17 protein-coding genes and 1 tRNA gene are annotated in these 20,262 nt (G+C 48.4%); 8 read left to right on the top strand and 10 right to left on the bottom strand.

Annotation, left to right across the window (positions count from 1 at the left end; translation table 11 throughout):
• From QXJ75_06205 to moaA, 4 genes are all read left to right on the top strand, one after another.
• A partial coding sequence (locus QXJ75_06205) for a chromosome segregation SMC family protein (GenBank protein MEM3737655.1) occupies positions 1 to 2,544 on the top strand: 2,544 nt, incomplete at its 5' end.
• A 137-nt stretch (positions 2,545 to 2,681) separates the two neighbouring features.
• Positions 2,682 to 3,242 (top strand): hypothetical protein, encoded by a 561-nt coding sequence (locus QXJ75_06200; protein MEM3737654.1) that lies wholly within the window; start codon positions 2,682 to 2,684, stop codon positions 3,240 to 3,242.
• Positions 3,220 to 3,891, top strand: a complete 672-nt coding sequence (gene scpB / locus QXJ75_06195) for an SMC-Scp complex subunit ScpB (protein ID MEM3737653.1) — start codon at positions 3,220 to 3,222, stop codon at positions 3,889 to 3,891. Before QXJ75_06200 ends, scpB begins: the two co-directional genes overlap by 23 nt.
• Before the next feature lie 236 nt (positions 3,892 to 4,127).
• Positions 4,128 to 5,054, top strand: a complete 927-nt coding sequence (gene moaA / locus QXJ75_06190; protein ID MEM3737652.1) for a GTP 3',8-cyclase MoaA — start codon at positions 4,128 to 4,130, stop codon at positions 5,052 to 5,054.
• A gap of 18 nt (positions 5,055 to 5,072) precedes the next feature.
• Here moaA and larB read toward each other — a convergent pair whose 3' ends face one another.
• Complete coding sequence (gene larB / locus QXJ75_06185) at positions 5,073 to 5,855, bottom strand: nickel pincer cofactor biosynthesis protein LarB (protein ID MEM3737651.1); 783 nt, start codon at positions 5,853 to 5,855, stop codon at positions 5,073 to 5,075.
• Positions 5,856 to 6,021: 166 nt separating this feature from the next.
• Here larB and QXJ75_06180 point away from each other — a divergent pair, with 166 nt between their 5' ends.
• Positions 6,022 to 8,094 carry a heavy metal translocating P-type ATPase gene (locus QXJ75_06180; protein MEM3737650.1) on the top strand — a complete coding sequence of 691 codons (2,073 nt, stop codon included), beginning with the start codon at positions 6,022 to 6,024 and terminating at the stop codon, positions 8,092 to 8,094.
• A gap of 96 nt (positions 8,095 to 8,190) precedes the next feature.
• Here the strand turns inward: QXJ75_06180 and QXJ75_06175 are convergent, their stop codons facing one another.
• From QXJ75_06175 to QXJ75_06135, 9 genes are all read right to left on the bottom strand, one after another.
• Complete coding sequence (locus QXJ75_06175) at positions 8,191 to 9,447, bottom strand: MFS transporter (protein MEM3737649.1); 1,257 nt, start codon at positions 9,445 to 9,447, stop codon at positions 8,191 to 8,193.
• 314 nt (positions 9,448 to 9,761) lie between these two features.
• Complete coding sequence (locus QXJ75_06170; protein ID MEM3737648.1) at positions 9,762 to 10,580, bottom strand: CBS domain-containing protein; 819 nt, start codon at positions 10,578 to 10,580, stop codon at positions 9,762 to 9,764.
• Positions 10,581 to 10,643: 63 nt separating this feature from the next.
• Positions 10,644 to 12,449, bottom strand: a complete 1,806-nt coding sequence (mch, locus tag QXJ75_06165; GenBank protein MEM3737647.1) for a methenyltetrahydromethanopterin cyclohydrolase — start codon at positions 12,447 to 12,449, stop codon at positions 10,644 to 10,646.
• 1 nt (position 12,450) lies between these two features.
• A complete protein-coding gene (locus QXJ75_06160) occupies positions 12,451 to 14,139 on the bottom strand; it encodes a formylmethanofuran dehydrogenase subunit A (GenBank protein ID MEM3737646.1) in 1,689 nt (562 codons plus the stop codon).
• A 5-nt stretch (positions 14,140 to 14,144) separates the two neighbouring features.
• Complete coding sequence (locus QXJ75_06155) at positions 14,145 to 15,440, bottom strand: formylmethanofuran dehydrogenase subunit B (protein MEM3737645.1); 1,296 nt, start codon at positions 15,438 to 15,440, stop codon at positions 14,145 to 14,147.
• Between the two features lies 1 nt (position 15,441).
• A complete protein-coding gene (locus QXJ75_06150) occupies positions 15,442 to 15,858 on the bottom strand; it encodes a molybdopterin dinucleotide binding domain-containing protein (GenBank protein ID MEM3737644.1) in 417 nt (138 codons plus the stop codon).
• 266 nt (positions 15,859 to 16,124) lie between these two features.
• Entirely contained in the window at positions 16,125 to 16,421 is a 297-nt protein-coding gene (locus tag QXJ75_06145) for a hypothetical protein (GenBank protein MEM3737643.1), read from the bottom strand.
• Positions 16,422 to 16,523: 102 nt separating this feature from the next.
• Positions 16,524 to 16,664, bottom strand: a tRNA-Gln gene (locus QXJ75_06140).
• A 100-nt stretch (positions 16,665 to 16,764) separates the two neighbouring features.
• Positions 16,765 to 17,790, bottom strand: coding sequence for a triphosphoribosyl-dephospho-CoA synthase (locus QXJ75_06135; GenBank protein MEM3737642.1), 1,026 nt, complete (start codon positions 17,788 to 17,790; stop codon positions 16,765 to 16,767).
• Between the two features lie 222 nt (positions 17,791 to 18,012).
• Between QXJ75_06135 and QXJ75_06130 the strand changes: the two genes are divergently transcribed.
• The 3 genes from QXJ75_06130 (at position 18,013) to QXJ75_06120 (ending at position 19,946) form a co-directional block, all read left to right on the top strand.
• On the top strand, positions 18,013 to 18,321 hold the full coding sequence (locus tag QXJ75_06130) for a translation initiation factor (GenBank protein MEM3737641.1): 309 nt from the start codon (positions 18,013 to 18,015) through the stop codon (positions 18,319 to 18,321).
• A 253-nt stretch (positions 18,322 to 18,574) separates the two neighbouring features.
• Positions 18,575 to 18,814 carry a hypothetical protein gene (locus QXJ75_06125; protein ID MEM3737640.1) on the top strand — a complete coding sequence of 80 codons (240 nt, stop codon included), beginning with the start codon at positions 18,575 to 18,577 and terminating at the stop codon, positions 18,812 to 18,814.
• A 91-nt stretch (positions 18,815 to 18,905) separates the two neighbouring features.
• Entirely contained in the window at positions 18,906 to 19,946 is a 1,041-nt protein-coding gene (locus QXJ75_06120; GenBank protein MEM3737639.1) for a hypothetical protein, read from the top strand.
• The last annotated feature ends 316 nt before the right edge of the window (positions 19,947 to 20,262 follow it).

Here is a 20,262-nt window from a genome sequence, read left to right as displayed (position 1 = left end):
GAAAACCTGAAGTGGATCAGAGAAAACATCAACAATTCTCAGAGAGAATTAAAACGACTCACACAAGCCAAAGAGGAGATTGCGGCTAAACTCAACGAGAAAAAGAGGCAAAGGGACGAACTAGTGGGTATGATCACCGAGATAAAGGAGATGGTCGGTGCTAATGCCGCTAAACTTGCAGAGTTAGAGGATCAAATTGAACAGTTAGAGAGAGAGCAGGGACACTTGGAGGTTAAGATTAAGGCTGAGGAGGAGAGTAACGAGATTTTGGTGGAACAGATCCAAACCCTTGAAGCCAGAAAGAAAAACTTCGAAGAACTACACAACAGTTTCGTTGAACGGTTGAAAGGTATAACTCAGATAAGACGCAAGGAGCAGAGCAGACTTGAGGATATAATCCAGACTATCGAGAAGGTTAAGCGCCAGAGAGAGGTTAGCGATACGGAGATCAAGAACGCGGAGAAAGTTATAAAGCAGGGTCGTCTAAGCGTCACCGAGTTCACTTCTAGGAAAGAACTTGCCGAGACTATCCTCTCAGAAGAGAAGGCTCTTGAGCACATAGAAAGCCTCGCTAAACTTGGAGCGTTGACTGGTGTACATGGACGTTTGGAGGAGCGAATTAGATTCGAAAATAAGTACCGTAAAGCTGTTGAGGCTGCCGCTGAGGGTTGGCTCCGAGCCCTAATCGTTGAGGATGTGAGTGTGGTATGGAAATGTGCGGAAAGTCTAAAGAGGGCTAAGATTGGGCGAGTTAAGCTTCTACCTTTAGAAAACTTGAAAGGCACCAAGCTTACGGAGAAGCCCAGCATAGAAGGGGTCACATGTTCTGTTGCATCACTCATTGACTGCGCAGCTAAATATAAGCCTGCAGTAAATTTCGTCTTTGGAGATACGTTCGTGGCCTCAAGCGAAGAGACAGCCTTGCAAGCTTCAGATCAGGGATACAGAGTCGTAACTATAGATGGACAGGTCTTTAAGCCTGGATTCCGCTTGGAGGTTGGGTTCTATAGGGAGCCGATAGACCTCTCAGAAGTTATCCCAAGCGACATAGCCATTAAGAGGATAAGCGAGACTGTTACATCTCTGGAGCAGCTTCTCAACAAAAGAGTTGCCGATCTTAAGCGTCTTGGAGATGAGTTGATAAGACTTGAAGGCGAGAAGACCGCGCAGATGGACACTATAAAGGCGCTGGATCAACAGGTTGAAGAGCTTGAGCTGAATACCGCCCGTATTCACAAGGATCTAGCAGAACTGAATAGGAGACTGAAGTCCTTCAACCATAGGTATGAGGTTTTGCAGAACTCAATCTCCAGCTCCAAGGCGAAGGTAGAAGAGTTAGAGAAACAACTCCACATCTTGAGGGTTGAGGCTGCGAATCTTAGAAAAAAGCTGAAGCCTGAAACCGTGACCAAGATGGAGGGCGAGAGAGCCACTCTAGAATCCGAGATAAGCGACCTAGAGCGCCGATACAATGAGATCCTCAGCAAGATGGAGACTTTGGACTCCAATCTAAAGAGTATATTCATACCATCGATCACCACTGCGAGGAACGAAATCGTTGGGATAAGGAAGAACATAAACGCCCACAAAAGGAGAATAGAGATGACAACGAAACAGCTGGAAGAGGCTACTTCACGTTTGAAAGAGTTGGAGTCCTCAAAGGAGAAACTTTCAACCGTGCTATTAGCGAAGAAGGAAGAGGCCAAAAGATTCAACGAAGCCATCGAAGAAATAAACAAGCAATTGAGGACTGCTGCAAAAGAGCTTGAACAACGAAATGATGCAGTTAATTCTCTTAAACAAGAGATGATTAGACACCAGATGGAAATTGAACAGGCTGAGAGAGAGCTAAAACTCACCGGCTTTGACCTTTCTATCGAGATAAAAGCAGACGATCTTGCCATTTTGGAATCTTCTATTGAACGTCTCCGTGAAGAGTTCGAAAACCTAGCCGACAAGATAAATATGACTGCCGTCGAGTCATATGAACCTCAAAAGAAGAACTACAAAGAACTCTCAGTTAGAATCAATCAGCTTGAAGAAGAGAAACGAGCAATTCTGCGATTTATGGAGTCAATAGAGCGGGAGAAACGAGATACATTCTTATCTGCGTTAGAGAAGGTGAATCAGAAATTCTCCGAATCCTTCCATCTGATAACTGGAGGTAAAGGTTGGCTTCAGCTACAAAACCCAGAAAACCCCTTCGAAGAAGGACTAGACATCCTCGTTGAGTTTCCGGGTAAAGCTCCAATCCTAGTAACTGGGGCCAGCGGCGGTGAGAAGTCTGTGGTAGCAGTCTGTTATATTTTCGCCCTTCAAACCTTGACGAAGACCTCCCCATTCTATATCTTCGACGAGATTGACGCTCACCTGGACCCCGTAAACACGCAAAGGCTTGCAGATCTCCTCGCCAAGGAAGCTCAGACATCTCAAATTATAGCGATAACCTTTAAGGAACCGATGGCGACGAAGGCTAACAAGGTTATAGGGATACATGGAAGAAATGGCGTATCCTATGTTTATTCTATGCCGAAGGTGGCATAAACACGAGCAAGAAGACTGTTGAGAAACCTTTCTGGCTTAAGCCACCTTGGCATGTGCTCTTTGACCTAATAAAACTGCAGAGAATAAAACCTTGGGATGTAAACATAGCACACGTTCTCTCCTCCTTCATAACCGAGATGAAGAAAACCGGCTACATAGACTTCTCCGTCTCTGGTACTGCTCTGCTCTCAGCTTGCATCGTTCTACGGTTACAGTCGGAATTAATCCTGAAGCTAGAAGAGCCGCCTCCGCCGCCGGTGGAGAAGCCAGCCGAGTTCATCCCTCCCCCTATACAGCTTCCCTTCCGCTACGAATATACTTCAACAACATTAGGAAGCCTAATCGAGGCTCTGGAAGAGGCTATAAAGGCAGAGGCCTCCGTGAAGCCTGCTAAACCCCAACTACTGCTCTCGCCACCTACTGAGGGTTTTCAGGATTATGATAGATTCTTTATAGAGATATCGGACAAGCTTAAAGTGCTCTACGAACATCTTAGAGAAGCCTCATCCGAAGGTTTTCTAACTTTCTCCAAAATAGTCAGAGGCAAAGATCGAGCGGAAGTGATACTTACATTTCTGCTGTTACTATTTTTAGCGACGGATAACCTTATAGAACTATCCCAAAGAGAAGAGGGCGGGGAGATATATATAACATTGGTAAAGGAGCCAGGTAAGAGTGGCCCAAACATCACCATCTGATAAACCATCTACAGAAGATCAGCCAGCTGTTTGTGAGGCGAAGGCGTCGGAAAAAGCGACGTTAACAAGTGAAGAGGATTTAAAACACAAAGTGAGCCTTGTTGAGGCTTCTCTATACGTGGCGGGTCGCCCTCTGGAGTTGAAGACAATATGTTCCATAACGGGGATAACCTCGCGGAAGAAGGCACAGATGGTAGCACGTGCGTTAGCGGAGGAGTATCGAAAGAGAGATAGCGCTCTCGAAGTTTTGGAGTTAAATGATGAGAGGTTTGTTATGCAACTCAAGCCTGAGTATGTGCCCCGTGTGAGACGACTCGCCATCAAGCCTCTACTAACTGAGGGGCCCTTACGAACTCTTTCATACATCGCCTACAGGCAGCCTGTGCCGCAAGCTAAGGTTGTGTCGGTGAGGGGAGCTCAAGCATATGAACACATCAGTGAGCTAAGCCGAATGGGGCTCATATCGAAAGAGAAGTTTGGAAAGTCTCAACTCCTGAGAACAACCGACCTCTTCGCGGATTATTTTAACCTAGGTAGAGATCTGAGGTTCATGAGGAAACAGCTAGAAGCGCTTTACGCTCAAGTTTCCCCGACTAAAAAAGAAGAACCGACGCCAAAGAGAAACGAGCCGACCGAGTTAGAGAAGTAGTAAAGAAGAATGATCATATCCAGGCTCGCTGGTCAGCTCTGATAACTCTCAACAAGGGAGCTGAAAATTGCGGTTGCTTCTAGACTTTTGGAAGCCTGCCTAGTGCTTGATGAGAGCTATTTCAGGCGTTGTTATATGCCCAAAAATACAATATACCATATCAGCCAGCTGCTGCAGAGGCGCCAGCCTTTTATGGGTGATACTAAACCCTAGCCACTGTGAGGCCCCAGAGGTTGATGATTGATAGGTTTGGTAGGCCTGTGACAAGCCTCCGAGTCTCGGTCACTAAACGCTGCAACCTCAAATGCATTTACTGCCATAGAGAGGGAGAAGTTCGCGGCGTGGATAGGGAGATGTCACCAGCCGAGGTGAAGCAGATCGTAGAAATTGCAGCTTACTTCGGTATCCGTAGGGTTAAGATAACCGGCGGCGAACCTCTGCTCCGCAGTGACATCTGCGAGCTTGTCTCGAGCATAAAGGGTACACCCCACATCGAGGAGGTGTCAATGACCACCAACGGTACACTACTTGCAGACTTCGCGCTTGACCTTAGGAGAGCGGGATTGAGCCGAGTTAACGTTGGTTTCAGCTCTTTAAGAGCTGAAACCTACCATAAAATAACTGGCGAGAATAGGGTGGAAGACGTGAAGAGAGGATTGGTAGCCGCAACTGAGGCTGGTCTAACTCCAATTAAGATAAACATGGTAGTGCTCAGGGGGCTTAATGAGAGTGAAGTTTGGGATATGATAGACTTCACGTCGGAACGATCCTATATCCTACAGTTGATTGAGTTGGAGAGGCAAGGCATAGCTGTCGGTGATTTCGAGAGGTTTTATGTGAGCTTGGGTGTGCTTGAAGAGCAGTTAAGGAGACTCTCGCGCCAGGTTGAGTTTAGAGATCTCCATAACCGGAGGATCTTTCATCTCGATGGCAAAAGTTCAAAGGTAGAGTTGGTGAGACCATTTCACAGCTCAGACTTCTGCAAGAATTGCACCCGAATGAGACTTACCTCAAATGGAGAATTGAAACCCTGTCTTATGAGGAACGACAACCTTGTAGACATCCTCACCCTTATCAGGGAGGGGAGACCAGAGGTTGAGCTCAGACGAGCTTTTGAAACGGCGGTCTTAAGGCGAAAGCCATACTACCTTGCAGACAAGTGACATTTACCCCTCCCACCGCTATTTTGGCGATTCTCCGCGCCGTAGTCTTCCACGCGCTGCGGCGATCTTATTCGCTATCAAGGCTGCTAGGGCGCCCGCCCCAACTCCGTTATCTATGTTGACCACAGCTAATCCTAGGGCGCAAGACTGGAGCATCGCCATAAGCGCTCCTTCACCCTTCCCACCGTAGCCGTAGCCTGAGGAGGTTGGTACGCCTATGATTGGGCTATCTACAAGGCTACAGAGCACTGAGGGTAAAGCCCCCTCCCTCCCCGCAACCACTATAAACACATCGATCTCCTTCTCGCCGAGCTTTTGGAGAGGTTTAAAGAGTCTATGAAGACCAGCTACACCGACATCATATGCTGTGTAGACATTGCAACCCATATGGGTGGCTATGATCTTTGCCTCCTCGGCGACTGGAATGTCCGCCGTGCCAGCGGTTAGTATTGCGACCCTGCCGCCAGTCTTATTGGGGTGGTATTCATGCTTACTAACTACCGCGACCTTGGCTCTGTCGTAAAACTTAACTTTGAATTTGTCAAGTTTCCTTAATTCCTTAAGATGATAGCTATTCACACGTGTAACTATAGCTACCCCTAACGAGTTTGCCATCTCGGATACTATGGCGGCGGTCTCTTTCGGAGTTTTGTTCTCAGCCAGAACAACCTCCGGTATGCCCCTTCGAACCCCTCTGCCTAGATCTAGCTTGGCGAAATCTCCAACCACCCTTACAGTGAGTGCCTTCAATCTCCCCTCAGCGTCGCCAACAGAAGACGATCCTTTCTTAGCGTCTCTCAACATCCCTCACGTCCAAGATCGATCATGCGCCCGTAAGGAACCATATTAATTGTTGTAATCTTCGGCTAATAAGTTCCTTGGGCTTTGAGAAGGTTTAAGCCGTCCCAATGCTTCTAAGTTATGAAGTTCTTTTGAGGGAAACGATGAGGTAAGGGTAGGTGAGTGAGTGGCTAAAGACCCAGTTTGCGGGATGTATGTGAATGAGAATAAGGAAGGAGTAATCAAACGGGAGGTCAGAGGGCGGACATACTATTTTTGCAGTGAAAGCTGCGCTGAGACATTCATAAGACCAGAGGTCGAGTTACGGAATCTCAGACGACTGGTAATCTTCAGCTGGGGTTTAGGTGCTATAACGCTCATCTTCACACACGTAAGGATTCTGCCGGTTTTACCCAACGAGGCTTGGCTCTTTATATTCGCCACACCAGTCCAGTTCATAGCGGGGTACAGGTATTACCGAGGAGCCTATGACGCTTTGCGGAGTAGAAACGCCAACATGGACACCCTAATAGCAGTAGGCACCTCTGCAGCGTGGGTTTACAGCACCGTAACTACCTTCATTCCCGGCTTCTTCTCGATGAGAGAGGTATACTTTGATACGTCCACTTTGATCATCACTTTGGTGCTCACAGGAAGGCTTTTAGAGGAGGAAGCCAAGGGCAAAGCCTCGGATGCCATCAGGAAGTTAATGGATCTGCAACCAGAGATCGCTTGGTTATTAAGAGACGGAGAGGAGGTGAAGATCCCGGTAGAGCATGTTAAGCCGGGCGACATTTTAGTAGTCAAGTCTGGGGATAAAATTCCCGCCGACGGAGTAGTTATCGAGGGGTATTCTTTTGTCGACGAGAAGATGATTACTGGTGAAAGTATGCCAGTCGAGAAGGAGGTTGGCAGCGAAGTTGTCGGCGGCACCACCAACATCTCTGGGGTGATGAAGATAAAAGCAACAAAGGTCGGAGCGGATGCAACCTTATCTCAAATAATAAGGTTAGTCGAGGATACCTATATGTCAAGGGCGCCTCTACAGCGGCTGGCTGACATGGTATCTTCATACTTTGTACCAGTAGTCATATTGATAGCATGTTTTGCATTCTTCGCTTGGCATCTAGTTGGTGTGATGAGCTTCTCCTTTTCCCTCATCGTAGCTATAGCCGTACTGGTGATTGCCTGCCCATGCGCGTTAGGGATAGCCGCACCTATGGCGGTGATGATTGGGGCTGAGAAAGGAGCTGAAAACGGTATCCTGATCAAAGGGGGAGAATACCTCGAGAAGGCACATAAGCTCCAAACAATAATCTTCGACAAGACTGGCACGCTGACCAGAGGGGAACCATCCTTAACCAACATCATCACATTCAGCGAACTAGGTGACGATGAGATATTAAGGTTCGCAGCCATCGCGGAGAAGAACTCTGAGCACCCTCTAGGAGAAGCTATAGTTCGGAGTGCTAGAGGGAGAGGTATAGGCATCCCTGACCCCTCAAAGTTCGAAGTAGCCCCAGGGTGTGGAGTTAAGGCAGGTTATGATGGTAAGCTAATACTTCTTGGAAACAGGAGGCTTATGGAAGATAATGGAATAGCCATTGAGGGTCTTGAAGACAAGATTGTCTCCATCGAGGAAGAGGGTAAGACAGTTATGATTTTGGCTTTGGATGGGGTGATGGTTGGGGCGGTCGCTGTAGCGGACACTTTAAAGGAGCATGCGAAGGAGGTTGTAGACGCTCTACAAGGCATGGGGGTCGAGATTGTCATGTTCACTGGAGATAATTACAGAACGGCGAATGCTATCGCCGAAAAGCTGGGAATCAAGTATGTCTTGGCTGGCATGCTACCGAAGGATAAGGCTGACGAGGTCAAACATCTCCAAGAGGAAGGCAGGGTTGTTGGATTTGTTGGAGACGGAATAAATGACGCCCCTGCGCTGGCTCAGGCAGATGTGGGCATCGCAATTGGCAGCGGGACTGATGTTGCAAAAGAGACCGGAGGCATCATACTGATAAAGGATGACTTGAGGGATATTTTAACCGCGATAAGGCTCAGCAGGAAGACTTTCAGGAAGATCAAAGAGAATCTCTTCTGGGCTTTCGCCTATAATACCGCGTTAATCCCTGTGGCTGCAGGGGCGTTATATCCATCTTTCCAGATACTACTTCACCCAATCCTCGCGGCTGCGGCTATGGGATTCAGTTCATTGACGGTTGTTGGGAATTCTCTTCTCCTGAAAAGATTCAAACCTTAAAAGACACGAATATAAGTAGCGAGATAACCTAGGCCACAAGCCAAAAATTCTGGGCAACCCTGAGCCCGCCTCCAGTTGGCATGCAGCGGGGGGTTGTCAAGTTCGTGGCCCCCTCCTTAATGAGAGGGACAGAATGGCAGAGAGTATCGAGAAGGATGCAGCCACTAGAAATGTAGCCTGATAGCTTCCTAAAGCTTCAAATATATACGCGCCAAGTATCGGCCCTATACCCCCACCGACACCGAAACTGAGACCCTCCACCAAGCCGAATACCACACCAATTGAAGCTGTTCTGAAATGGTCGTTCACGATAGCTGGGAATTGAGGCATACAACCCCCATAGGCGAACCCGAAAGCAACCGAGAAGATGAAGAGCGTTGAGGTTATGGGCGTGAAACTCAGTACTAGTTGACTGCCTGAGAGCAGGAGTAAGCACATAATTAGGGTGGGAATTTTCCCTACCTTATCAGATATGGCGCCCATAAGTATCCTGCCCGCCATACTGAACGCGCCGATAATACTAAGTGCCGCCACGCCAACCTCCCATGGGATGCTTGACTCAACGGCGAATGGAACTACATGAATCAGTGGAATGTAAGCGCCAAGCCAGAATAGGATGTAAGTTGAGACGATCGCTCGAAAGCCTCTCGACGTAATCACCTGGGAGATTGTCCAATCACTATGCTTCTCTACATCGCCGGCGGCAGACTCGTGGAGCCTGAGACCCTTAACCTCTGGGCTGTCTTTGAAGATTTTAACACCAAAAGCCATCACCACCCAGCAGGTTACACCCATAATGGCAAAGGCTAACCGCCACCCTGAAAGGATTATCAAATACTCCAACCAAACCGGCATTACTAGAGCGCCTGCACTTACGCCAGCAAGGTATAACCCCAAGGCCATTGTCTTCCATCTTACAAACCAGCGGAGTATCGTGACACTGGTGGGAATGAAGATGGCTCCAACCCCTAATGAGGCTATAAACCCATAGAAGAGGTAAAGCTGCCAAAGAGCATCAATACAGCCTGACAAGAGGAGACCTAAACCCATCAGCACACCTCCAGCTGCGAGGGCTACTCTTGGATTATACCTATCAACAAGCCGGCCCATCAGTAAGGCTGAAATGAGAAAAGTCGTAGCATGTAGCGAAGGCGCCACGGAAACCTCGATCGCCGTCCAATTGAACTCCTCCATCAAGAGGGTAAAGAAGACACCGTAGGATAGGAAAACTCCGTAGAGTGAGCTTATAGAGAAGGCGGATGCTACTACGATCCAACCGTAAAATATACGGTCTCCGCCGACTGGAGCTACTACTCCGCCCTGAGGCTCTGTTTTTCCCTCTCCGCCAGTCATGAGTAAATTATAGTGTAGGTGCGGCGAAATGTAAAATTCACTATAAAAAATGTATAACCATTACCCAAAGATGTTTGAGGATGACGGAGGATCTCAAAAACGAATGATCAAAGTTGAGGTTAAAGGGTTTAAAATAAGGATTTATGGTAACTAGCCGATCGTATACGGCGCATTGCACACTAACCTACTCCGCTCAAACTTGATCGGCAATATTGGGCTCTGCTCTGATGTCACTCTTCACTTATCCGCAATACCAGCTTTCTTCATTGCCCAAGACATGGATGTGAAGGACTGTGTTAAGCTTTACGTACATGCTACCTAGCGTACGCCTCCACAAGGTCTCTAGCAGTCACTATACCGATAACATTTCCATCTGCCGCTGCAACAGGGAGACGGCGAATGTGTTTCTCAGACATAAATTTGGCCGCTTGGTTTATAGGGGTGCCGGAGGGGATTGTTATGAGAGGCGATGAAGCTACACTACCAACCTTGGTGTTTAAAGGAACCCCTGCCGCGATCACCTTCGTGAGTAGATCACGTTCCGTGAATATGCCAACTACACGTCCTCCCTGAGTGGTTATTACGCTGCCGATGCGCTCTCGATCCATGAGCCCAGCAGCTACCTCGATCGAAGATTCTACGTCTAACGTTGTGACCTTTGGAGTCATAGCATCGTCAACTTTGAGCTCAACTTCTAGGGCTGGCAGCTTCTTTACTAGGTCAGAGGCTGTCACAATGCCGACAGCCTTGCCTTCCTCTAGGACCACGAGGCGCCCCTTCTCTTTTATCATCTTGCGCGCAGCCTCTCTCACAGAGGCGATGGGCTTTATCGTAACAAGATATGTGGACATTATCTCTTTAACCATGACATGCTCAGGTCTTCTACGCTTGGCTATGACTTTGCTTAATAGATCACGTTCAGTAACCATCCCGACTGTTCTGCCCTTATCTTCTACCAATAGGCTTCCAATGTGGCGTTCGCCCATCACTCGCCCAGCCTCAAGCATGGTAGCTGTTGGATCGATTGTAACGGGATTCCTGCTAACCACATCTTCTACGTTGGGGTAAAGTTTGTATAGTTGATAAATTCTATTAATCACGCTTGGAAATTCCTCTACTAAAGATTTCTTCAAAAATAACCCAGATGAAAAAAATCACTTAGCCTCTTAAAGCCTTTACGCCACGCCGCCTAATTCTCACCCTGAAACTTTGAGGAGACCCAGTGACGCCTCAAGAATCTCGGGGCTAATCTTTCCAGCGGTGAAACTGTTCCCCGTGGTCGTGTTCTTAATAGTTATCCGGGCCGGCGCGAAGAGACCTGCGTCTATCTTGTAAAAGTCGCATCCCGACGCCTTAAAGGTCTCATAGAACGGCCTGCCGTAATCCCTCGAAGAGGTAGAGGGCACTTCGTCTATCACGTCGACGATTTCATCGTCACTCCGGCATTTGACCTCATAATAAACATCTCCACCATAGAGTATCATGTCGTTTGTGATCCCCATGGCGATAGTGCTATTTGGGTGAACCGGCGCGATCGGGCAACTGCCCCTCCCACTCAGAATTTTATTCGGATGGAAGCCGACCTCTGTGAGCTTATGTATGCCCGTCTCTACTACTCTGCCCGCCACCTGAACAGACCCAACAACGCTTGAAGTAGGGGCTACGACGATGAAGAGCCTCGACTTCTCAACCTTGCATGCCGAGGCAACGTATTCTATGGCGCTCTCAGAGGGTAACTTGTCAGATTCAACTACCAATACCGCCACATCGGGAGGTTCACTGTAGCAGAGCTTCTCGTAGAGCTTCTTAGGTTGAAGTGAGATCGCTCTCGCAGGTCCCGACCCCAGAGCGTAATAGTCATCAGTCTTTATCGCCCAACCTGCGAACTGTGCACCTAGAGTTACAGCAGCAGGGTGGCCTACAACAACCTCTTGGAGGGAGGGCAGCTTTAACCCGCCGTAGATTGCGTCCCCTGTCGATATCTCAGCTAAACCCCCCATGCATATCAAGGAGACTAAAACCCCAGCCTCTACACTACCTTTCACGTGGACACCGGCATCAATGATTGTGGCCCCTGAGGGATCCTTAACCACAGCGACGCCTAGTCTTTGGCTCTCCAGTAGCATCTTTTCAACGTAGGGAAGTGCCGACCTGTTCAGGTTTAGTGGCGGATCTGGGAAGATTTCACCTATTGGATTAAGATGTTTATTCCTACATCTGGAGATGAAGATCTTCCCAGCGCCACCTTTGAGTATGTCCCCCATATAGACGTAGAAGGAGGCTGAAATCTTATCCTCACCAAATTTAACTTTCTCCTTCAACTCACTAAAGGTGAAGGTGGGGAGGAGTTGGGGAATCTGCCCCAAGACTATTATCTTTCCACCCTCCATCTCAGCGCCCGCCCTCCCAGCGCAAGAGCCCTTCACTAGAATCTCCCCTCCCTGCATCCCAAACCCGAGGAATAAGCCTGTCCCACCATCTATTGAGATAAGCCCACCTTTCATCTTCCTGCCTACCTGAACACCGGCGTCGCCATGGATGAGAACAGAGCCTCCAACCATGCCGCTCTTCATTCCTCTATACGGCGCCGCCAAGAAGTCCCCTGCGTTTCCATTGACCTCGATTTGACCTCCTTTCATCATCGCGCCAGCCCACGGACCTACATTCCCATTGACCTTTATACTCCCGCCCTCCATCTCTTGGCCTAAATAGAAACCCACGTTACCGTTGATGGTGATGCAGCCACCTGTCATCCCCTTTCCAATATACCTAAATTTTGTCAGCTCTCCTTTTATGGTGAGGTTTAAACCGTCGGTATTCGAGACGCAGTCTTCAACCTCCACATCAAATAAGTTGTCGAGCGTTGTCTTAGAGTTACCCTCCAACAGCTCTAACCCCCGAATCTCTTGAGGGTTCTTATCCTTCAGTTTATCAGGGGTTAGGGATTCAGCGTAAACTGGTACTCTTGGCGGTCGTTTAAGTGTGAGCTTTATTGATTTCAATCTAGTCGCCTCCTGTGTAGATCGGTGCGGAGCGTCCAATGTAGTCCTCGCTGATGAAGTAGTTGCTCATCTTAACCGTGTAGTAGTTGTCGAATTTTGATCTGAGATCAGATATTACAGACTCATATAGGTCCTTAGGAACCTTTGGCTTCACCCAATAGGTTCTTCCCTCAACCACGCGTACAACTTTCTCATCATTCACGACGAGTTCCCCATCCTTAAGTACGTACTTGGCATGTCGGAAAGCTCGTCTAACGATTCGGTAGTCTGTAGACGGATCTATGCGCTCTGGATTCAGAGAATACACCGCGATATCACCATCTGCCCCCTCGCCTAGGTGCCCCTTATTCTTTAGTCCAAGAATCTTAGCGGTTCCAGCTCTAGTCAATATGGCTATCTCTGAGAGGGTATACTCTCTATCAATGCCCGCGATCATGGTTCTCCTTCGAGCATTCCTCGGGACTTTGGACAACACTTTTTCCCTAGCCTTTTTGCTCATCAACCAAGAGATCACCCGCGGGTACTCGGTGAAGACCCCCGCGTTTGGGTGGTCAGTTGTCAAGAAGACCCTCCAAGGATCCTTCGCCAGCAAAGCCACCTCAAGGCCTACAGCCCATTGAACTGCGTTGACATAGTTCGACCGCCTATAAACGTATGGAACTACCCCGGCAGTCTCCTCAGCCTCCACATCGGCATTTGTCCATTTATTCCCGGTGATCAGGTATAGTTGATACTCGAACGGGGCGTCCGCTGTCATCGTAGTAGTGTCAGAAAATACTATCTGGCCGAGGTCTACTGAGACATGAGGATTACCATTGACATACTTCGCTATCTCATCGCCCCCAGATCCAATATTCAGCCAGTTAGTTCCAGTATAACCTTCAAACTGAATGTGAGTAAGATGAATTGCCGGTCTACCGTCAGAAAAATCTCGGACACAATCCATCGTCTCGATAGTAGTCTCATAGCTTCCAGGCTTACCGAGTCCGTTAGGGTGCACATGGATTGGGTGAGGAAGGTTCAGCATCTTATTGATTTGGCATAGTCCCCTGACTATCTCTCTAGGGGTTATGTTGAAGTGTGGGACTGGGTCATCTATGCTCTTGATACTGCCTCCCCAACCCCAACGCTCGCCTCCGCCAGGGTTCACAACTTTGATTGCGTAACCTTTAGTCGCCTCAAGGGTCCAGGCAACATAGGCTGCAGCCTCATCAATCTCCCCCCTAGACAGATACTCCATAACAAACCAGTTGTTCCCAAATAGGGGGAAGCATCCTTTATCTATTATCGGAATATCAGCCAACTCATCGTGAGTGTGCCGTGTCTTCAGAGGAGTAGTGGCAGGCTCAAAGACGGTTGTGTAGCCCATCTCAGCATATCTATAACCTGTAGTGAACACAGACGGTATAGAGTAGCCCACGCCCGAGCGGGTGAGACCGGCTTTCACTACAACATCGCGGTAGTGGTCTTCAGGTCGCATGATTCGTCCAGCATTAACCTTAGATCCTGCGATGTGAGAGTGAAGATCCACCCCCCCAGGCAGCACAATCATCCCTGAGGCGTCTATCACCTTAGCGCCGCTACTAACGCTCTCAACTATCTTACCGCCCTTTACGGCGATATCCATTTTCTCTCCATTTATGCCGTTAAGTGGATCGTAGACAATACCGCCACGAATGATGTATTCCAAGTTTCTTATACCCCCTTCAACTCTTTAACCCGCTTCAATAACTTCTGGAGGATTAATGTGTCAGGTAGACAGTTTGGCGGCGGCTCAACTATCTTCTTCGTGTAGAGTGGAACGCCGTCCATCCTGTAGATTGTCCCAGCACACTCAACCCCTAAGAAGGCTGTTGGGATCACTACATCAGCCAAGAGTGCGGTGGCCGTTAGGGAAGGATCAATTACGATTATAGGTATCTTGGAAAGATTTGCCACAGCGGGTTTGGGGAAGTTTGCCACAGGGTCTGAGGCGACGATGAGGGCAGCATCAGGCTCACCCCGCGCCAGAGAGTCAACGACGGAAGTCTCCCCGGGGTTATATCGAGGGTAGCCGTGGCTGAAGTCAACTGCGAAGGGGTAACCTGTCTGCCATGTGAAAACCTTGTTAGCGCCTGTAACGTTGTGATGACCTCTCATAGGCATCAATATGAACTTCGTCCTAGAGTTTAGATCATCCACAAGGGAGATGGCTGCTGTCACATTCTCAGATTTACCCTTCGACATAGTCAAGCCTAACCCGAAGAAGAGAGCACCGAACTGTGCATTAGCCATGAGATCCGCAAGCTCCTCGATCTTTGAGACTGGAACACCTGCCACCTTATCGACTTCAAACTCCTCATCCCGTATGGCCATCCTTAGGGCGGTGAGGAGCTCATAATCTCCACCTGGCTCTATCTTAACAAATTCATCCCCCACCTTCGATGTCGGCGTACTCCTAACGTCAACTACAACCACCTTCCTATCCTTGCGCCCAGATCTGAAACGCCCCTGCGCCAAGGTATACCTACTCATATGCCTAATGTGGCCACTGCCAGGGTTACATCCCCAATAGATTATAAGATCAGCCCTATGCTTTACTTGACCGAGCGTAGCGGAGACCTCTCCAACTTCCTGAACTGCCTCTATGCCGGGGCCATGACATACCGAAGAGGTGTTATCTATCAAACCTCCAACTAACTCCGCAAGCTCCAAGCCAACCTTTATCGTCTCGCATGAAGTGTTACTCCAACCGTAGAGTAGAGGATACTTGGCGGCGGCCAGAATGTGAGCAGCCCTTTCTATAGTATCATCCAGCTCGGCCTCGACCAGATCTCCACCGACTCGTAGGAGAGGGCTCAGGTTTCTCTCCTTTCGGCAGACGAGGAACTTTTCGTTGGCTATTGCGCACGCATACTTGGAGGCGATTATCTGCTGGTTCTCAGTTTGAATCTCAAGATCGTCACATACGCAACCACAGTATGTGCATACAACATCTTTATGGGTCTCCAACTTACCCCCTCCCATATGTAGCTTTCAGCAGATCTCTAAGGTCGAGAACTGGTTCTGTTGGGGCTGCCTCAACCTCAACCTCAACACCCTTAAAGTCAGGCATCCCACTACAGTAGGTTTCCGCCCCTATGAGCTGGTTGGCCCAAGCCCCAGTTGGGATGAAGATGATGCCTGGGTTTGGCTCTTTCATCTTGGAGACTTTTACTACGATCGATCCATACTTGGAAGTAACCCTCACATTCTGACCTGGTTCCACTCCCAAAGCTTTCATATCACGCTCATCCATCTCGCAGAGAGCCACACCATCCTTATACTCTCTTGAGAGTTTACCGTGCTCCTTGCCCTTCGCCTCGGCTACACTCACACCTGTAACTAAGATTAATCTCAACCGCGGCGTCCCCCAGAAGTTTAGAGCCATAATAATTTTTGAAGATTTAAAAATTTACCCTACCATTTAATCGGAGGCTGCTCCTTAAATGAGACCGAGTAAAGTGCATAATTAAATGCGCAATTAAAAAACTCCTAGGAGAGAAGCTTTGAGATGCTTAACGGCTTACCTTTCACCCCAGCTTTGTTAAAATAAACAGTCTCATCCCATCCTTTTCCCGTAGCCTCGTCCGGATGGAGCTCAACAGCACTCATAAGTTCACTCGCCCAAAAATGGAGGGGCACCTGAGTTATGCTTTAAGATTTCTCTTTACTCGTTTCTTTCTTCTTAGCTATAGCTTCAAGTTCCTCCGCCCTTGAGGGTGTGATCAGTCCCCTCTGTTTCAAGTCGACTATACACTTGTCTGCATATTGGCACCAAGTTACACAGGAAGGTGTAACTTCTCGGTGCAATATACGCCCACATTGTGGGCATTGAACCTCCGTTTCGCCGTTAAAGAATTCTACTTCACCGCCGCAGGAGGGGCATGTCCTTATTGTTAGTTGTGTAGGTTCGATTAGGTTCTTTATTCCTGGGCAATGTTTTAAGCTCAACACTGTCTCCTCAAGGTGCAGTCTTAGTTTTCCCTATTAATGCAGATGTTGGAGGCTTTAGGCTTTCCTATTACATACCCAAAAAGGTATGTGCTTGAAGGTTGGTAGCCCGGGGGAGATTTCCGCTCGAGTAGCCGAGTTTCGAACTCCCGTCGGCAGATCTCTCCTCCACCTCGCGGAGTAGATCCAGAGCCTGCTATGCTTAGTCGTGGTCTGGCCCTTTGACCGCTACACCACCGGGCTCCACACGTAGAATACCATCCAGAACAAAATAAATCTAACTTTAGTAGCCAAGCTCTGAAAAGTTGACAAAAATAAACCATACTCCGTGGGGCTAATTGCTCTAGAACCTGAGACCAGTCAGTATCGCTACCATAAGGGAGGCAGCAGTCAGATCTGCAGTTGTGCCAGGGTTATATCTGTTATCTTCTCTCAGGTTGATGTCGAAGATCTCGAGAGACCTTCGACCCTCCGCTGTCAAGAGCCCGCCAGCCGCCAGCACTTCCCCTGCTTTCTTAGAAACAACCTTCGCCGCTTCCAAGCCTAGCTTTCGCGCTATCAGAGTATCAGGCCGGTTAGAGAGTATCTTTAAGTAACAATGGACTGTCGCGATGTTGATGTCACCGGTCTGCTTGAAGACTTCCACTATGGTTGGATGACCGATTTGAAAGGTAACATTCATCTCCTCAACCCACTCCCTAGACACCTCATCCCATTCTGCACTTACCCTCATAACGTCGATCAGCCTTAGCCCCTTCAACTTGAGTTCCTCCTCAGCTGAGGAGTTTGCTACATCAGGGGCTGCTGCTCCCTCAACTACACCCAGTCCACCAGCCCCAGCGGAAGCCACGGCTCTATAAAACTCCACAGCATCCTCCACTGTGGTGAACTTCATCGCCAGAGTGGTACTTTGCCGGAGTGCCCTGGGGTCAGGGGATTTACCCTCCACTGCCGCCATGCCAGCCCCAGCTGCCAAAGGAACTATGAGGGCTGCTACCCCCAGAAGAGTGTTCCCCCCCTTATGCCACCTCCTCGCAGCTTCCACACAGCTATAAATAGCCGCTCCGAGGCCAATTTCACTCATCTGCCGCATACCCAGTCGTGCCTCAATCCCCCTGAGGGCTGCAGTCTTCAGACTCGGCCCCACTGCCACCCCACCGGCCAGAAAGTGTTCGAATCGTGTATCCCTGAAGTCGTGGAAGCGGTGAACGTTTCCCGGTTTTGGGTATCCGGCTACTTCCAATACTATTGCAAGTTGGCCTGCTATGGATATGTCTTCAGCTAACCTCTGCCTTGCCTCCTCGACTTTAAAGTTAAGATTCATTTCAACGTATACCCGCTGAATAATTGCTGATGTGTTATATTTCACTATGGTTGTCTGAGTTTTATGAAGTATAGAATACAGCAGTTCTCGTTGGCGGCGTATTTTTGGCGATGTGAGTTTTGAGATATGATCCGGCTTGTTGCCTGTAGCTTTTTATATTAAAAGTTGCCCAAAAAATGGGTGGTGGGAAATAGATATAAACATGTGTGATACATTTTTCTTAACCTTTGCGAGGCTGAATTGAGTATAGGAGCTAAAGGAGATAGGATGGCGGAAATCTGTCAGGTATGCGGTCTACCTAAAGACATATGCGTATGCGGTGAGATCAGTAAAGACCAACAGCGCATCAGAGTCCGGCTTGAGAAACGGAAGTGGAATAAACCCGCCACGATTATTGAGGGCATAGATGCTAAGAGTGTTGATCTGGGCAAGTTAGTTACCGAACTGAAAAGTTTCTGCGCCTGTGGCGGGACTGCAAAGAACAACCAAATCATGCTGCAAGGTGACCATAGGGAGAGAACTAAGGATAAACTTGTGCAGCTTGGGTTTTCTGAAAACAATATAGAAGTGCAGTAGCGGATACGACAATTACCAATAACTGTGAAGCGAAACACCTTGAAAATCCTGACTAGGTTAGTTTCTTCTCTAAAGATTATTAAAAGACAGACCAAGCCCACGAGAAGCCTGTGTCCACGCTGTGGAAGCACCAGCATCTCACTGTATGGTCCGTTAAGCCCCTGGTTGACCCCACCACAATATCTATGTAATGATTGCGGCTATATGGGTCCAATAGTCTTAGAGCCTAAAGAGAAGTGAGGTGCTATATATTATGGATGAGGGCAAATACAAAGTTGTAGTCAAAGTTCCGGAGAGACCCATTAAGGTTTCGAGGGAGAAGATGAGTGAGCTGAAGGGCGTTGTGAAAGGTGGTTTATTAAAGAGGATGAAGCAGGAGGCGGTTGATTGCCCTGTCAGGAATGAGACTGTAGCATTTATAGAGTGCTTCACATGCAACAACTTTATTAGGAGGGTTAAGGGCGAAGTGGATTGTCGAGGGAACGGGACATGAACATGTTGAACGGAAGACTGGAGATATTAAAAAGGCAAATAACAGTCATCAAATTTTAACACATTATAGCGGGTTGAAGGCTTAGTTGGTAATGTCTGACGCTATGCCGCTGTCCCAAAAGACTCTGGATAAGAGGGAGGACAAGGGTGAGATTAGAGAGTCTAAGGCTGTAGCGAAGACTAGTTCTGAGGATGTTGTGAAGCGACTTGTCGACGCAATAACAGTTATGAATGGCGAGTTGGAGCCTCTACTTGATGCTGAGCGTGGTTGCCGCTATCCAGAGGTTGAGAAGATACTTGGCAATTCGGAGGAAGCAGCTGCCTTCTTAGAGAGACTTGCAGCTGAAGGAGTCCTAGAGAGGAAGCTTACCTCTAAATCTTTAGGTTGCCCACACTGCCACTCCCCCAATATCGCCATCCTTACCTTTTGTCCTTACTGTAGATCCTATAACATCGAGAAGAGTCTTCTCCTGGAACATTTAAAGTGCGGCTACATAGGCACTGACAGCCAGTTTAGGAGAGAAGATAAGCTCATCTGCCCTAAATGTAACGCCCTCTTAGCTGAGGGGGGTAAGGATTACCGTAAGATAGGAGCTTGGTTTGAGTGCCATGAGTGTAGGAAGCGGTTCAGCGAACCCTCTACCCACGAACGGTGCCGAGGTTGCGGTGCCACATTCCAAATTAATGATGCTGACTTGGTTAGCTGTTACTCGTATACACTGGGCAAGGAAGCTACTCTCAGAACTCAGAGGCTCAAGACCATATTGCCGATATCTGCGTTCCTAAAGTCGGCGGGCTATTCTGTGGAGAACTCGGGGAGGATCCAAGGTAAGTCGGGGGTCAGCCACCAGTTTGATTTAGTTGCGACTAAGGGCGATGAGAAGTTGTTAGTCGATGTAGCATGCTCCGAAGTGGAGGTTGATATACAGCCGGTGATCACCATGTTTGCGAAAACTTATGACATAGCCCCACCCTCACGAGCCATACTTGTAGCGATGCCTAGTCTCAGTAATGCAGCTAAGCAGCTGGCCAACCTCTACCAGATCGCCTTTGTCGAGGGCAAGGATTCCGGGGAAGTTACTGCAAAACTGAGCGTGCTCCTAAATATAGGCGGCAGTAGCCCAAGAGAATAAAAGGCACTCTTTTGACCTTTGGAGTAGATTAAACCAACCCAAGCTGGGTTGATTATTACATCGTCTAATCTACGCATTGGACTCAACTTCTCGCGATTTGACATTGCCCCTCTTGAAGAGAAGAAGACGAGCAGAAAAGAAGGAGACCGTTACCCCTGCTAGTAAGAGACTAAAATAAGGAATAGAGAGAAAAAATAGTGTTTCAGTTTATTTGTTGGCTTTGAATGAGTACTGGGCTGCCGTTACCGGGATACCGTCGTAAGTTGAGGCGTCTTGGATGTTAATTAGGTAGGTGTTCCCCTTAGCCAAAGAGCCC

Source organism: Candidatus Bathyarchaeia archaeon (genome assembly GCA_038883335.1).
Taxonomy (GTDB): Archaea; Thermoproteota; Bathyarchaeia; order Hecatellales; family Hecatellaceae; genus JAVZMI01.
Note: the sequence above shows the minus strand (reverse complement) of the source record. Positions and strands in the feature narration are given on the sequence as shown.